Source organism: Kribbella sp. NPDC050820, assembly GCF_040653975.1.
In the GTDB taxonomy this organism is placed as follows: Bacteria; Actinomycetota; Actinomycetes; order Propionibacteriales; family Kribbellaceae; genus Kribbella.
Genome location: NZ_JBFAHB010000090.1, coordinates 18931 through 34410 on the forward strand (window position 1 = coordinate 18931; position 15480 = coordinate 34410).

The 15480-nt window shown below is 69.6% G+C and carries 11 protein-coding genes; 6 read left to right on the forward strand and 5 right to left on the reverse strand.

Annotation, left to right across the window (positions count from 1 at the left end):
• Positions 1 to 53: 53 nt before the first annotated feature.
• Entirely contained in the window at positions 54 to 4298 is a 4245-nt protein-coding gene (locus tag AB0H36_RS42295; protein WP_360536740.1) for a BTAD domain-containing putative transcriptional regulator, read from the forward strand.
• Between the two features lie 25 nt (positions 4299 to 4323).
• On the opposite strand, the gene AB0H36_RS42300 is transcribed toward AB0H36_RS42295, so the two are convergent.
• The 5 genes from AB0H36_RS42300 to mce form a co-directional block, all read right to left on the reverse strand.
• On the reverse strand, positions 4324 to 5784 hold the full coding sequence (locus tag AB0H36_RS42300) for an AI-2E family transporter (protein WP_360536742.1): 1461 nt from the start codon (positions 5782 to 5784) through the stop codon (positions 4324 to 4326).
• Positions 5781 to 7502: a transposase gene (locus tag AB0H36_RS42305; protein WP_360536744.1), complete on the reverse strand. Its 1722-nt coding sequence runs from the start codon at positions 7500 to 7502 to the stop codon at positions 5781 to 5783. The genes AB0H36_RS42300 and AB0H36_RS42305 overlap by 4 nt, the downstream gene beginning before the upstream one ends.
• A 95-nt stretch (positions 7503 to 7597) precedes the next feature.
• Positions 7598 to 8929, reverse strand: a complete 1332-nt coding sequence (gene ccrA / locus AB0H36_RS42310; protein ID WP_360536746.1) for a crotonyl-CoA carboxylase/reductase — start codon at positions 8927 to 8929, stop codon at positions 7598 to 7600.
• Between the two features lie 125 nt (positions 8930 to 9054).
• Positions 9055 to 9957 (reverse strand): sensor histidine kinase, encoded by a 903-nt coding sequence (locus AB0H36_RS42315; protein ID WP_360536748.1) that lies wholly within the window; start codon positions 9955 to 9957, stop codon positions 9055 to 9057.
• A 138-nt stretch (positions 9958 to 10095) separates the two neighbouring features.
• Entirely contained in the window at positions 10096 to 10530 is a 435-nt protein-coding gene (gene mce, locus AB0H36_RS42320) for a methylmalonyl-CoA epimerase (protein ID WP_360536750.1), read from the reverse strand.
• Between the two features lie 65 nt (positions 10531 to 10595).
• On the opposite strand from mce, the gene AB0H36_RS42325 reads away from it, so the two are divergent.
• From AB0H36_RS42325 to AB0H36_RS42345, 5 genes are all read left to right on the forward strand, one after another.
• A complete protein-coding gene (locus AB0H36_RS42325; RefSeq protein ID WP_360536752.1) occupies positions 10596 to 11900 on the forward strand; it encodes an AMP-binding protein in 1305 nt (434 codons plus the stop codon).
• 53 nt (positions 11901 to 11953) lie between these two features.
• Positions 11954 to 13156: an acetyl-CoA C-acetyltransferase gene (locus AB0H36_RS42330; RefSeq protein WP_360536754.1), complete on the forward strand. Its 1203-nt coding sequence runs from the start codon at positions 11954 to 11956 to the stop codon at positions 13154 to 13156.
• Between the two features lie 14 nt (positions 13157 to 13170).
• Positions 13171 to 14127 carry a methylmalonyl Co-A mutase-associated GTPase MeaB gene (gene meaB / locus AB0H36_RS42335; RefSeq protein ID WP_360536756.1) on the forward strand — a complete coding sequence of 319 codons (957 nt, stop codon included), beginning with the start codon at positions 13171 to 13173 and terminating at the stop codon, positions 14125 to 14127.
• A gap of 296 nt (positions 14128 to 14423) precedes the next feature.
• Positions 14424 to 14582 (forward strand): hypothetical protein, encoded by a 159-nt coding sequence (locus AB0H36_RS42340; RefSeq protein WP_360536758.1) that lies wholly within the window; start codon positions 14424 to 14426, stop codon positions 14580 to 14582.
• Positions 14583 to 14669: 87 nt separating this feature from the next.
• Positions 14670 to 15389 (forward strand): PH domain-containing protein, encoded by a 720-nt coding sequence (locus tag AB0H36_RS42345; RefSeq protein ID WP_360536760.1) that lies wholly within the window; start codon positions 14670 to 14672, stop codon positions 15387 to 15389.
• Positions 15390 to 15480 lie beyond the last annotated feature (91 nt).

Consider the following 15480-nt stretch of genomic DNA (forward strand, 5'->3'; position numbering starts at 1 on the left):
AAGCCGGTATCAGGCCGGTTGACGCTCTGGGCCGACGGACGGACAGTCGAGAGGTGGGTATCGCTGTTCTCGGCCCGCTGACGATCGAGGGGGATCAGAAGGCCCTCGCCCGCCGCGACCGGGTCGTACTGGCAGCGCTGGCGGTACATCCCGGCGATGTGGTCAGCGCCGATCAGCTTGCCCACGTCCTGTGGGGCGAGCGGCTGCCGGCCTCCTGGCCGAAGGTGGTCCAGGGCTGTGTCGTCCGGCTTCGCAAGGTCCTTGGCACACATGCGATCGAGACTGCGCCACCCGGCTACCGCCTGGCTGTTCCGCTCGATGAGATCGATTCGCAGCGATTCGATCGCGCAGTGGTCCGCGCCCGCGGTCTGCTCGCGGCGGGCGAACCCGAGCGATCAGGCCTGGTACTCGCGGACGCGCTGACACTTTGGCGCGGTCGGCCGCTGACCGAGCTGGACGGTTGGGACCCGGCCCGGATCGAGGTGTCGCGGCTGACTGAGTTGCGCCAGGCGGCCGAGGAGTTGTACGTCGAGTCGGCCCTGCGATCGGGCCAGCACGACCAGGTGATGGCGAAGGCCCAGGCGCTGGTCTCCGAGGATCCGCTGCGTGAGCGTCGTTGGGTTCTGCTCGCGACTGCGCAGTACCAGGCCGGCCGTCAGGGGGAGGCGTTGCGCACGATCCAACGGCTGCGTGGTGCGCTGAACCGCGAGCTCGGCCTGGACCCCAGCCCGGAGATCGACGCGTTGGAGCAGGCGATCCTGCCCCAGGACCCGGCGTTGACAGTCCAAAGCCCGTTGCCGGAACCGAGCCCGGTGTGCCCCTATCCCGGTCTGCGGCCGTACGACGTCGACGACGCGGACGGCTTCTTCGGGCGAGACGCCGACATCGCGGCATGCCTTCGAATCTTGACCGAGAACTCGGTGCTGGCCGTCGCCGGACCGTCGGGTTGTGGCAAGTCATCGTTGGTCCGTGCCGGTGTTGCCGCAGCGTTGCGGCGTGACGGTCAGCGGGTCGTCGTCATGACACCAGGACCGCATCCGGTCGCCGCGCTCGCGGCGGCCTTGCCCACAACCGGCTCGGCGCCCGTTTTGCTGGTGGATCAGTTGGAAGAGGTCTTCACGCTGTGCCACGACGATGCCGAGCGGGAGGCATTCTTGGCAGCGCTCAACTCCCACCAGGCCGTGGCGCCGCTGATCATGTCGATCCGCGCCGATCGGCTGCCGGATGTCTCCTCCAACGCCGGATTCGCGCGAGTCGTCGAGCGTGGGCTCTACTTGTTGTCCGGTCTGACACGTCCTGCCCTGCGGTCCGCCGTGGAGGAGCCGGCGCGGCTGGCTTCGCTGGTCGTCGAACCCGGTCTGGTCGATCTGGTGGTCAACGACGTGGCCGATCAGCCGGGCGCCCTGCCCCTGATGTCACACGCCCTGCGCGAGACCTGGCGGCGCCGGGAGGGCCGCACGCTGACGGTCGCCGGGTACAACGCGTCAGGCGGAATTCGGGGTGCGGTCGCGCAGTCGGCCGAACAGGTGCATGAACAGGCGTCGCCGGGCGAGCGTGCGGTTCTGCGCGATCTTCTGCTGCGGCTCGTAGCCCCCGGCCCGGAGGGAGAGCCGGTACGAAGCCGCATGCCACGGCGGCTCGTGATCTCCCGTCCCGAGGACGACACCATGCTCGACCGGTTGGTGGCGTCGAGGTTGGTGACGAGTGATGCGGGTGCCGTAGAACTGGCTCACGAGTCTCTGGTTCGCGCATGGCCACGCCTGCGCGGGTGGCTCGATGACGACCTCGACGGTCAGCGAATCCTGCATCACCTGGCGATCGCGGCCGATTCCTGGAACACCGTCGGCCGAGCTGACAGCGAGCTCTACCGAGGTGTTCGGCTGGCCAAGGCCTTGGATTGGCGCGAGCGGGCGGCACCTACGTTGACAGCTGTCGAAGAGGAGTTCCTGGCCGCGAGCAAACGACTGTCCGAACGAGAGTTGCGGGCGGCCGAGGACCAAGCCCGTCAGGAGCGGCACATCAATCGCCGGTTACGTGGCGCTCTCGCCGCTGCCGCCCTGCTTCTGGTGGGCGCGCTGATCGCGGGTCTGGTCGCGGTACGGCAGGCCGACCGCCTGGAACAGGCCGCGATCAACGACCTGGCCCGTCAGGCTTCGGCTCGCTCGCTGCTGACCGACGACATCAGCCTGTCACTCCTGCTCGCCGTACAGGCCGCGCGTTTCGACGACTCCGCGGAAACCCGGGCCAACCTGGTGACCGTGATGAACAAGCGGCCCCTCCTGACCCGGTCCATCCCGTCGGCGTCCGGCAGGACCGAGACGGTCGAGGTATCACCGGACGGCAGCCGGATCGTGTCCGGAGACAGCAGGGCGAATTTCCACCTGTACGACGCCGAATCCGGACGAGTACTCGCGTCGCACAGCTTCGGGTCGCTGCCGCCCGGCGAGGAAGTCTTCGCCCGGCCACAGTTCAGTCCCGATGGGAGTCTGTTGGCTGTGATCGCGTTCGACCCGGCAGGCGTTCCTTTAGCCCCCGACTGGCCGGTTCGGTTGTTGAAGGCCGACACGCTGGAACCAGTGGCGCCACAGCCGAAGCTCGAGGGTTTCGTCCCGCTCGCCTTGACCGCCCTGGCCTTCAGCGCGGATGGTCGCTACCTCGCCGCGGGCATGCGGGTCGAGCAGTCGTCGGTCGAGAACAGCTTCTCGCCCCCGACCGGGCTGGCCATGATCTGGGATCTCACCGCCGTCGACCGCGCGCCGCGCACAGTGGTCCTGCGCGACAACCCTATGGGCATCGAGCTGAGTCCCGACGGCGGAACCCTCTACACCGCCTGGCCGCTCGGCGCCTACGACGTGCGGACACGCAGGCTGAAGTGGCAACATCAAGACACGTTCGTTGTGCCGGGATTCGACCTCTCGAGGAATGGTGAACTGCTCGCATACAACGAGGCCGGCGACAACTGGTGGTCCGCGGCGTTGGCCGACGCGCGAACAGGCGCAGTCGTCCGCGTGCTGCCCACTCGATCGGACCCAGCCCGCGGCCTCGCGTTCTCGCCGGACGGCAAGCTGCTCGCGACGACCGAGTCCGGTGGCGATGCAGTCGTCTGGGATGTGGCCAGTGGGACCCGACGGCACACGATCAGGACCGCCGAAGTGCCGTGGGCCGTCGGCTTCGGCCCGGACTCGCAAACCCTGTACACCGGTGGTGACGACGGCGTCCTGCGCAGCTACGACCTTGCAGGCCGGCACCGCCACGTTCGTTCGACCACAGCCGTCCCGGTGCGTCAGTACGCCGATGTCCTTGCCTCCGACAACGGGCAACGGACCGCATACCTGTGGCGGGAAGGCGACGCCACCTGGATGAGAGTTGCCGACCACGCCGCAGGCACGGTCACACCGCCGGTCCAGCTGGGCCTCGACTGGCCTGTGGGGCGGCAGGCGCCGATGGCCTGGCATCCGAACGGCAACCAACTGGTCGTTCACGACGGGTCGTCACTGCGGGTCGTCGACGCGCTGAAAGGTGCGGTGGTCAAGACGGTCGACGACCTACCAGACCGCGCGAACGTCAACGTGCGCTCGATCGCGTACGTCGACAACGGCCGACAGATTGCCGTCGGTGGGTGGGAGCGCGTCATGTACTTCGACCCGGCACTCAAGCCGAACGACGAGGAGTTGTGGTCCACCGGAAAGACCACCTACGTGCCGGCGACCTGCTGTATGGCCTCGTCTGCGGACGGCCGCCTGATGGTGGTCTTCGAAGACCTCATGTCCGGTGATCGGCAGGTGTGGCGGGTCATGGACACCGAAACGGGGGCGATCGTCTCGGAGGGAGACGTCCCGCTACGCCTCAACCACGCGACCTTCTCGCCGGGTGGGGACCTCGTTGCCGGCACCGGGACCGGAGGCGATGTCGTTCTGATCGATGTCCGATCGGGCACGGTCAAGCGCGCGGCGACCACCGAACACACCGACCAGGGTCTCGCCGTCCGTTTCTCGCCGGACGGCAGCAGGATCGTTTCCGGAGCCGTCGACGGGACAGTCAGTGTGTGGGACACCCGGACCCTCGCATCGCTCGGCACCGTGTCGGTCGCTGCCGAGGGCGAGCCGCACGCGGTCTCGCCGGCCTTCCTGACGGACGGTACCGTCACGATCTCGTCGTACGACGGGAAGATCCATCAGTGGGACATCGACCCGGAGAAGACGATCGCCTACGCGTGCACGATGGCGGGCCGCAACCTGACGGCCGACGAGTGGACCCAAGCCTTCGCCGGCCGTCCGTACCAGCAGACCTGCCCCTGACGTGCCCGTCTGCTCGATCGGTTCGTCAGGAGTCGTCGGCTTTGCGGACCCAGACTTCTCGGATGATGAGGAGGACGGCGGCGGCGGTGGGGATGGCCAGGAGGGCGCCTACCACGCCTAGGAGGGCGCCGCCGAGGAGGGCGGCGATGACGGTGACGGCGCCGGGGATGTCGACGGCTCGGCGCATGATGCGGGGAGCGATGACGTAGTTCTCGATCTGCTGGTAGATGATGCCGTAGGCGAGGCAGGCGACGCCGATCCACAGGCCGCTGGTGAAGCCGATCAGGGCGACGATGACGACGCCGATCAGGCCACCGACCATCGGGATGAACGCGGTGAACATCACCACGATCGCCAGCGCCAGCGCGTACTCGCGCAGGCCGGCGACCTGCAGGAAGACGAACATGAAGAAGCCGGCGCACGCGGCGACCATGAACTGGCCGCTGACGTAGCCGCCGACCCGGCTGAGGACCTCGTCGCCGAGGATGCTGACCCGGGTCCGGCGGCTGGCCGGGACCAGGCTGTACGCCGCCCGCTTGACCGACGGCAGTGAGGCCAGGAAGTACAGCGTCAGGATCAGGATCGTGAATCCGGAGAAGAGCGCGTTCGCGACCACCCGGCCGACGCCGAGGATGCCGCCGAACGCACGCTGCGCCAGGGCCGGGTCCTGGATGTAGTCCTGGGCCTTCTGGATGAACTGGTAGCGGTCGTTGAGCTCGTTGAGGGTCCTCGACTTGGTCAGCAGATCGAGATACTCGGGGGCGTTCCTGATCAGGCTGTTGATCTGGTCGGTGACGACCGGGACGATCGCGAAGCCGACGCCGGCCACCGCGAGGATCATCAGCAGGAACACGACACCGACGGACAGGCCGCGCTTCAGGCCGCGGCGCATGAACCACTCGACGAGCGGGTTCAGGCCGACGGCGATGAACATCGAGACCAGCAGCAGGATGAGGACGGAGCGGGCCTGGCCGAGGGCGTTCCACAGGCCCCAGGCGACCAGCACGCCGAGAGCTGCGAAGAAGCCGAACATGAACGGGTTCGAGCGCCGCAGCGGCGGGCCGGGCAGGCCCATGCCGACGTCCGGGTGCCGCTCCTCGATCAGCAGCTCGTTGGCCAGGTCGTCGTCATCCGCCTTGCCTGCTTGGGCCTCGGACTCGTCAGCCGCCTTCGCGGCGCTCTTCGCTTCGGCTTCGGAATCCTCCGCGTCGTCGGCGGAGGCGTCTGCCTTCTCGGCCGAGGCCTCGGAGCGGTTGGCGGAGACGCCGGCCTGGTCCGCCGACCCCTCGGCCTCGCCGGCCGAGTCGTCGGCTTCACGGGCAGAGTGGTCAGCAGAGTCGGCGGAGCGGTCGGCTTCACGCGCCGCCTGCTCGGCCTGGTCGGCGGCGGCTTCCGCTTCGGCGGCGGCGGCCTGGGCCTCGCGGGTGGCCTCCGCGAGGTCCCGGTCGGGCGTCGCTGTGGAGTTTTCGTCGCCGGGTGGCGTCACATCTTGTCCTTCGGGGATCGCGAGCCGGCTGCGGCCTCGTCGGTCTTCTCGTCGTCGGCCGGGTCATCGTCTTCCGTGTCGTCGACTGCCTTGTCGTCGACAGTTTCGTCCTCGGAAGGCGATGCGGCCTGCACCGAAGTCTCCTCGTCGTCGAGGTCACTCAGCCGGAACTCGTCGATCTTGGTGGAGTCGACCGGCTCCTCGTCGTCGTCCCCGGGGCCACCGGCGGACCTGCTGGTGAGCTCCTCGGCGACCTTGGTGTCCACCCGCAGCCCGGTGTCGATCCGGGTCTCGTCCACCCGCGCGTCACCCGCGCCGGCGCCCACGAACGGGCTGGACCCGGTGAACGGGCCGTCCTCGTCCTCGTCGTACGACGAGGCAGCAGGCTTCGGCGCGAACGGGCTGTCGGCCGGCGCCTCGTCCTCGTCCGCCTTCGGCAGCACGCTGGGCGTGGAGAACGCGCTGTCCCGCGGCGCGAACGGGCTGGTCGGGGCGTCGGCCTCCGCCGGGGGCACGGACTCCCGGGGCGCGAACGGGCTGCCGGCCGGCGCCACCGTCTCGGCGGGCGCCGCGAAGCCGCTCGGTGCAGCCGACGCCGGCGCGGCGGGTGCTGCCGGGGGAGTGGCCTCGGGGCGGCCGAAGGGGGTCACGTACGCGGGCGCGGCCGTCTCGGAGTCGAGCTCGGCGGCCTGGCGGGCGATGTTGCTGGCGATCTCGTTCAGCCCGGCGATCTGGGTCAGGATGCCGTCGCGGCGCTTGGCCAGCCGCTCGGTCTCCCGGGCGACGATGGTCCGGGACCGCTCGGCCTCGTCGGCGGCGTTGGTCAGCTCGGCGTCGGACCGCGTCCGCGCGGTGGTGAGCAGCTGCTCGGACTCGCGCCGGGCCCGGGCGATGGTCCGCTCGGCCGACTCCTCGGCCTCGGCGCGGATCTTGCGGGCCTGCTCGGTCGCCTCCGCGACGCGCCGCTCCGAGGCCTCGGCGGCCTCGCGCATCTGGGTGGTCAGGTTCTCGGTGTCGGCCGCGATCTGCTGGTGCTTGTCGGCCAGCTCCTTGGCCTGCTGCTCGCGCTCGTCGGCCAGCCGGGCCCGCAGCGCGGCGGACTCCCGCTGGATCGCGGTCCGGATCTTCTCCGCCTCGTGCAGAGCGCCGTTCTTCAGCGTGCTGGCCTGGGACTCGGCGGTCAGCATCAGCTGCTCGGCCTTGCGCCGCGCGGTCTGCAGCACCTCGGCGCCCTCGGTCTCCGCGGTACGGCGCAGCTCCGCCGCGTCACCCTCGGCCGTCCGGCGCATGCTGTCCGCCTCGTTCAGCGCGACCGAGCGGATGTCCTCGGCCTCACGCTCGCCGGTCGCCCGGGCAGACGCCGCCTCCTTGGCCGCGGTGGCCCGCAGCTCGTCGGCCTCCCGGCGAGCCTCCTCGAGCGCCTCGGAGGCCTGGTCCTGGGCGAGCCGGAGGATCTGCGCCGCCCGGTCGCCGAGACCGGCGTACGACGGGTTGGCGCTCGCCTCCAGCTGCCGCCGGGTCTCCTCGAGCTGCCGCTGCATCGGCGCGACGCTGGCCTGGAGCTGGTCGGCCCGGTTGCGTGCCTCGACGAGTTGCATTTCCAGCGCGCGGACGTAGTCGTCCACGGCCTGCTTGTCGTACCCGCGACGGCTGACCGGGAAGCCCCCGGCCGCGGTCGCCGTACGGTCGAAGAACGGCAGGCTCGACTCGTCAGGCATTTCCCGAGATTCCCTTCTGGCGGCTCAGCGTGAATCCCCCACCTTAAGCCTGTCAGAACGAGGACGTAACCAGCCAATCGGGTGCCTGGGGAGAACTACCTGTTACGGAAGCGATTAATGGCCGCCGCGTGCTTCTCGCGCAGTTCCGGGTCCCGTACGCCGAGGCCCTCGGACGGGGCCAGGGTGAGCACGCCGACCTTGCCCTGGTGCAGGTTGCGGTGCACGTCGTACGCGGCCTGGGCGGTGTCCTCCAGCGGGTACACCTTGCTGACCGTCGGATGGACCATGCCCTTGGCAATCAACCGGTTGGCCTCCCAGGCCTCGCGGTAGTTGGCGAAATGGGAGCCGATGATCCGTTTCAGGTTCATCCACAAATACCGGTTGTCGTACTCGTGCATGAACCCCGACGTCGACGCGCAGGTCACGATCGTGCCGCCGCGCCGGGCGACGTACACCGACGCCCCGAACGTCTCCCGCCCCGGGTGCTCGAACACGATGTCCGGGTCGTCGCCACCGGTCAGCTCCCGGATCCGGGCCCCGAACCGCTTCCACTCCTTCTGGTCTTGGGTCACCTCGTCCTTCCAGAACCGGTACCCCTCGGCCGACCGGTCGATGATCAGCTCCGCACCCATCGCCCGGCAGATCTCCGCCTTCTCCGGCGACGACACCACGCAGACCGGGATCGCCCCGCCGTTCAGCGCGAACTGGGTCGCGTAGGAGCCGAGCCCGCCGGACGCGCCCCAGATCAGTACGACGTCGCCCTGCTTCATGTTCGCGCCGTTCGCGGAGACCAGTTGCCGGTACGCCGTGCTGTTCACCAGCCCCGGGGACGCTGCCTCCTCCCAGGTCAGGTGCTCGGGCTTGGGCATCAGCTGGTTCGACTTCACCAGCGCGAGCTCGGCCAGCCCGCCGAAGTTGGTCTCGAAGCCCCAGATCCGCTGCTCGGAGTCGAGCATCGTGTCGTTGTGCCCGTCCGGCGACTCGAGCTCGACCGACAGGCAGTGCGCCACCACCTCGTCGCCGGGCTTCCACGCGTTCACGCCCGGACCGGTCCGCAGTACGACGCCCGCCAGGTCGGAGCCGACCACGTGGTACGGCAGGTCGTGCCGGGCGGTCAGCGGCGACAGCTTCCCGTACCGCTTCAGGAACGCGAACGTCGACACCGGCTCGAAGATCGAGGTCCAGACGGTGTTGTAGTTGATCGCGCTCGCCATCACCGCGACCAGCGCCTCGCCCGGGCCGAGCTCGGGGGTCGGGACGTCGTCGAGGTGCAGGCTCTTGCGCGGGTCCTTCTCCTTGCTGTCCAGACCCTCGAACATGGTCGCCTCGTCGGCGTGCACGGTGATGCCGCGGTAGTGGTCCGGTACGTCGAGCGCACCGACGGCGGCGGTGTCACCGGACAGAATCGCTTCGAGGATCTGCTTCACGTCGTACCTCCTGCAGCGGCGGCCTGGGTGAGCGGAACTTACCGCTGAGTATGCACGTCCCGCTGTGGGTTGTGACACAACGAGACGACCGTCACTTTTTCAGTCCACCGTTGTCAGTGGTCTTATCACCGAAGGCGCGTGTGCAGACGCACCTGCGTGAAGCCGTCGCCGGACCGCAGCTGGACCAGGTCGCAGAGCTGGTTGGCCAGCCAGACACCGCGTCCGCCGAGCCCGTCGAGCGGTGGCAGCACCCGGCCGACCAGCAGGTCGTCGATCCGGCCGCCGTCGGCCACGTCGCAGATCAGCGCCCCGTCCGCGATCCACACCGACAGCGTCCCGCGGCCGCCGCCGAACCGGATGCTGTTCGTGCAGATCTCGTGCAGCGCGAGCGCCAGGTCTTCCAGCCGGTCCCGCGACACCCCGTACGACGACGCCTGCGCGGTCATCCACTGCCGGACGTGCCCGAGGTCGGCCAGCCCGAACTCCCAGCGCTCGGCCCGATCCGGTACGTCGCTCAGCGCCGTACGGAACGTCTTGTCCGCAAGGGCTTCCGCGCCTGAGTGGGTGGCGGTCGGGTCGATACCGACCGAGGCCTGGTACGGACAGAGCAGCCGGAGGTCCTTGTCGGCGGCGAACGCGATGTCGATCAGCGCCTCGTGCAGCACGGCCTCGTCGTACTCTGCCTCGGTCCGGCCCGGGTAGGCCGGCTCGCCGAGGCCGCGGACCGGGCGGCCCGGGTTCTGCTCGAGCGCCTCGCGCCACAGCGGGATCAGCCGGGCCGGGTTGCGGCCGGCCTCGGTGATGTCGACGAAGCCGACCTGCTTGCCCGTGGGCCCGAGTGCCGCGCTCAGCAAGGCGATCCGGGCAGGCGACAGGGCCGCGACTATCGCCGCACCCGTTGCCAGGCCGTCGTGGACGAAAGGTGTCGCGAGTCGCACGAACTCCTCGTCCGACGTGTAGACGAAGGCGTCGTGCTGGAACCCCGTCGGCACACCGTCCAGAGAGTCGGTGGCGCTGTCCCTCAGCACCCGAACAGCGTAGTCCGCGAAACGCCACTCAGCAGTGTGTCGGCGCGTGCCGTCACCCGGTGTGGGACGGCGGTAACGGTGAGGTTTCCTCAGCTTTGCCGAGCGACACCGAGAGCGCCGCCGTGGTCACGCAAAGCGTCAGGCGGGCTCGACGAGCTCGACCAGGACGCCGCCGGCCGACTTCGGGTGGATGAAGTTCACCCGCGACCCGGCCGTGCCCCGCTTCGGCTCGTCGTACAGCAGCCGCGCGCCGCGCTCGCGCAGCGTGGCCGACACCGCGTCGAGGTCGCGCACCCGGTAGGCCAGTTGCTGGATGCCGGGCCCGCGCTGGTCGAGGAACTTCGCGATCGGCGACGCCTCCGACAGTGGCGCCAGCAGCTGGATCGACGACCCCGAGTCGCCGACCGACAGCATCGCCTCCCGGACGCCCTGCTCCTCGTTGACCTCTTCGTGCGCGACGGTCATCCCGAAGACGTCGGCGTAGTACCGGACGGCCTCGTCGAAGTCGGCCACGGCGATGCCCACGTGGTCGATCGCTTCGAACAGGGTCTTGGTGGCGGCGAGGTGGTCCATAGCGCCAGCGTGGCCCAGCAGTCCACGCGATTCCAACCAAAAGTGGCCGATGCGACACTGAGTCTGTGGCGGGGGACGTACCCATCGGTCTCGGCCGGCTGCTGGCGGCCGTGCGGCCCTGGCGCGCGCCCGGCGCCTTCCGCGCCCACGGCCTGACGCTGGCCACCCTCACGAAGCTTGCCGCCCGCAACCATCCCGACGAGGTCGCGCTGATCGACGACGACGGCCCGCTCACGTACGCCGACCTCGAAGAGCTGACCCACAACCCGACCGACGGCGAGCGCGTCGTGGTCCGCGAGCCCAACGGCCGATCCTTCGTCGCCGCCGTCGTCTCCGGCCTGCGCGCCAACGCGGACGTCGTCCTGGCCGACCCCCGCGGACCAGCCGTCGACGTGGGCAAGCACCGCGCCGGGCGCCGGGGTCAGGTGGTCGTGATGACATCCGGCAGCACGGGTACGCCGAAGGTCGTCGAGCGGAAGGTGGCCGTGTCACAAGCCGTCCCGATCGCGACCCTGGTGCGACGTTTGCCCTTGCAGCACGGGGTTCCGCTGGTCGTCACCCAGCCCTTCTTCCACGGTTTCGGGGTCGGGTTCCTGGCGTTGGGGCTGGCCTTCGGGATGCCGGTCGTCGTCCGGCGCCGTTTCCATCCCGACGAGGTCGCGGACTTCCTGCGCGACCACCCAGGCGCTCTGCTGACCGGCGTACCGCCGATCCTGTCGAAGGTCGCGCGGACCGGGGTCGAGGTACCCCTCAGCGCTGTCGTCAGTGGTGCCGGGCAGTTGCATCCGGCCGTGGCGGAGCGGCTGACGAGAGCCTTCGGACCGATGCTGTTCAACCTCTACGGATCCAGCGAACTGGGCTGGGCGACGCTCGCCGGCCCGATGGATCTGCGCGAGGCGCCGGGCACGATCGGTCGGCCGGCGGCCGGCGTACAACTCGCGGTCCTCGACGACGAGGGCCGAACGCTGCCCGCCGGCGACGTCGGTCGGCTGCACGTCGGCGGCCGACTGGCGGGGACTCCGGCGGATTCCGGCGATCTCGGGCATCGCGACTCCGCCGGGCGGTACTTCGTCGACGGCCGGGCCGACGATCTGATCGTCACCGGCGGGGAGAACGTCTTCCCGGTCGAGGTGGAGAACGCGTTGCTCACGCACCCGGCCGTGGCCGACGCCCGCGTGGTCGGCGTACCCGACGACGAGTACGGCGCCCTGCTGCGGGCGGACGTCGTCCGGCGGGACCCGGTGGAGGGCCCGGAGTTGGTGGCCTACGCGCGGTCCCGGCTGACGCCGGCGAAGGTGCCGCGGTGGATCCTTTTCACCGATGAGCTGCCGATCACGTCGACCGGCAAACCCGCGCCGCGTGTGACCTGATCGACAGGGTCGGACCAGGGGCGTACCAGTGCCGTCGCAGGTATCGTGACAGCATGTCTGACACGCGGAACCACACCGTCATAGTCGCCGGCGCGCGGACCCCGATCGGGCGGCTGCTGGGTGGCCTCAAGGGCTTCACCGGCGCCGAGCTCGGCGGGTTCGCGATCAAGGGCGCACTGGACAAGGCCGGCGTCGCGCCGGACCAGGTCGAGTACGTGATCATGGGCCAGGTGCTGCAGGCCGGCGGCGGCCAGATCACCGCCCGCCAGGCCGCGGTCAAGGCCGGCATTCCGATGAACATCCCGGCCATCACGATCAACAAGGTCTGCCTCTCCGGCCTGAACGCGATCGCCCTGGCCGATCAATTGATCCGCGCCGGTGAGTACGACGTCGTCGTGGCCGGCGGCATGGAGTCGATGACGAACTCCCCGCACCTGCTGCCGAAGTCCCGCGAGGGCTTCAAGTACGGAGATGTGCCGTTGGTCGACTCGATGGCGTTCGACGGCCTCTGGGACGCCTTCACCGACCAGGCGATGGGCGCGCTCACCGACCAGGCGAACAACGAGGGCCTGAAGCTCAGCCGCGAGGAGCAGGACGAGTTCAGCGCCCGCTCGCACCAGTTGGCCGCGGCCGGCTGGAAGAACGGCGTCTTCGCCGACGAGGTGGTCCCGGTCGAGGTGCCGCAGCGCAAGGGCGACCCGATCGTGGTCGACAGCGACGAAGGTGTCCGCAGCGACACGTCGGCCGAGTCGCTGGCCAAGCTGCGGCCGGCCTTCGGCAAGGACGGCACGATCACCGCCGGCTCGGCCTCGCAGATCTCCGACGGCGGCTGCGCCGTGGTCGTGATGAGCAAGGCGAAGGCCGAGGAGCTCGGGCTGAGCTGGATCGCCGAGATCGGCGCCCACGGCTCGGTCGCCGGACCGGACTCGTCGCTGCAGAGTCAGCCGGCGAACGCGATCGTCAAGGCCTGCCAGAAGGAGGGCATCGAGCCGTCCGCGCTCGACCTGATCGAGATCAACGAGGCCTTCGCCGCGGTCGGCATCGCGTCCGCGCGGGAGCTCCAGGTCGACGTCGACAAGGTCAACGTGAACGGCGGCGCGATCGCCCTCGGCCACCCGATCGGCATGTCCGGCGCCCGCCTCGTGCTGCACCTCGCGCTGGAGCTCGGGCGTCGTGGCGGCGGCGTCGGCGCCGCGGCCCTGTGCGGCGGTGGCGGTCAGGGTGACGCCCTGATCGTGCGGGTACCCCGGCGCTGACTGCGAGAGGGCTGATGCCACGACGGACCGCCCCGGTCGGCGAACTGGTCGAGCGAGCCCGGGAGGGTGACTCCCGGGCCGTCGCCCGGCTGATCTCGCTGGTCGAGGACGAGTCGCCGCTGCTCCGCGAGGTGATGGCGGCGCTGTCGCCGTACGCCGGGAACGCGCACATCGTCGGGATCACCGGCTCCCCGGGGGTCGGCAAGTCCACGTCGACGTCGGCGCTGGTCTCGGCGTACCGGGAGACCGGGAAGCGGGTCGGCGTGCTCGCGGTCGACCCGTCGTCGCCGTTCTCCGGCGGCGCATTGCTGGGCGACCGGGTGCGGATGCAGGACCACGCGACGGATGCCGGGGTGTTCATCCGGTCGATGGCGTCCCGCGGGCATCTCGGCGGCCTGGCGTGGTCGACGCCGCAGGCGTTGCGGGTGCTCGACGCGGCCGGGTTCGACGTCGTCCTGGTGGAGACCGTCGGGGTCGGTCAGTCCGAGGTGGAGATCGCCGGGATGGCCGACACGACGCTGGTGCTGCTGGCGCCGGGGATGGGCGACGGGATCCAGGCGGCGAAGGCCGGCATCCTCGAGGTGGGCGACATCTACGTTGTGAACAAGGCCGATCGGGACGGCGTCCAGGCCGTCACCCGGGACCTGCGGGCGATGCTGGCGCTGGCCGAGCGGCCCGAAGGCGCGTGGTCGCCGCCGATCCTCAAGACCGTTGCCTCACGCAACGAGGGGGTCGCCGAGGTGGTGGCCGCGATCGAGGACCGGCTGGCCTGGATGGCATCCAACGGCGTCCTGGACGAGCGCCGCCGGAGCCGGGCCCGGGACGAGATCGAGGCGATCGCGATGACGGCGCTGCGGTCCCGGTTCGCGCACCTGCACGGCGACGCCCGGCTGGACGTGCTGGCCGCCAAGGTGGCCGAGGGGAACACGGACCCGTACACGGCCGCCGACGAGCTCATCGCGGCGCTGTGATGGGGCACGAGCTGCAACACTCGACCACACTCTGTCACATTGTGTCGTCTGGTGTGATAGGAGTGACATGAGTTCCGAATTCGGGCAGATCCGGGGAGATTTCCCCGCAACGGCGCGATCCGCGTCTCACGGCGGCGCGCCGGTTGCTGCCATGCCCCCGAATCCGTTACAGAATGGGACTTGTAGCTGGTGAGCATTGTGCGGTGGGCTGTGTTCAGTCAGTGACAATTGGTGACGGTCCGTGATACAAATCCAAACACAGTCGACCGAAGTGGTTGCGAACGAGGAGTGGTGACATGCCGAAGAAGCTGTTGATCTGGTCGGTCATCGCCTTTGCGGCTTTCTATCTGTTCACTCAGCCGGCAAACGCAGCCGACGCGGTGGGCGGCGCGTTCTCGGCCGTCGGTGACGCATTCGAGAGCGTGATCACCTTCCTGAGTGCGCTGTTCAGCTGATCTGCCGCCGGAGTGTCCCGCGACGAGCCCTCGTGCGGGACACTTGGCTGTACGGGTCACACAAAAGCGTGACAGGGGAGTGAGCGGATGGCCGGAATAGGCCTGTTCCGGATCTTCGATCCGAAGGTCCGGCGCCATCTGATCTCGGACGAGGGCGAAGTCGTCATCGACGAGGTCCGGCAGCACTGGGTGGTCTTCACGGTGCCGATGCTCGAGGTGGTGCTGGCGACTGCCCTGCTGGTGGCGCTGGTGACCGACTCGATCGGCGGCACCCAAGTGGTGCTGGCGATCGTGCTGATCCTGCTGATGCACGCCTTCTGGCAGTTCCTCACCCACCACCGGGACCGGTTCGTGGTCACGAACATGCGGGTCATGCGGATCCGCGGCGTCTTCTCCCAGACGGTCGCGACCACGCCGATCGCGCGCGTCCTGGACATCACCCTGCAGAAGCCGATCGTCGGGCGGATCTTCGGCTACGGCCACTTCGTCTTCGAGTCCGCGGCGCAGGACCAGGGCTTCCGGGAGATCCGGTGGGTCAGCCGCCCGGACGACCGGGACCTGACCATCCAGCGGGTCATCCAGCGCACCGGTCTGCGCGCGTCCGCGAGCGTCGACGTGGTGCAGGGCGACGACGACTCCGACGACGACGGCACCGGTCCGATCGGGATGGACTCCGCGCAGGAGGTCACCACGACGGTGGCCCCAGCGCAGACTCACCAGGCCCAGTCCCGCCCGGTGGCCGGCTCCGGCAGCAAGTCGATCTTCAACAGCGAGCGCGGCAACTGGACCGACGAGGACCGCGACTAGGAGGGCGCTGAATTATCGGCGCGTTCTGCCGCGGGTGTGATCGCTGGGCTGGGACTATCTCTTGGTGCAGGGTGTGGAGCGGGATGACCGG

Bases quoted from the DNA above. Each gene is read 5' to 3' on its own strand.
- AB0H36_RS42305 (WP_360536744.1), bottom strand. From the start codon at position 7,502: ATGCCTGACGAGTCGAGCCTGCCGTTCTTCGACCGTACGGCGACCGCG.
- mce (WP_360536750.1), bottom strand. From the start codon at position 10,530: ATGGACCACCTCGCCGCCACCAAGACCCTGTTCGAAGCGATCGACCAC.
- meaB (WP_360536756.1), top strand. From the start codon at position 13,171: ATGCCACGACGGACCGCCCCGGTCGGCGAACTGGTCGAGCGAGCCCGG.
- AB0H36_RS42330 (WP_360536754.1), top strand. From the start codon at position 11,954: ATGTCTGACACGCGGAACCACACCGTCATAGTCGCCGGCGCGCGGACC.
- AB0H36_RS42340 (WP_360536758.1), top strand. From the start codon at position 14,424: ATGCCGAAGAAGCTGTTGATCTGGTCGGTCATCGCCTTTGCGGCTTTC.
- AB0H36_RS42345 (WP_360536760.1), top strand. From the start codon at position 14,670: ATGGCCGGAATAGGCCTGTTCCGGATCTTCGATCCGAAGGTCCGGCGC.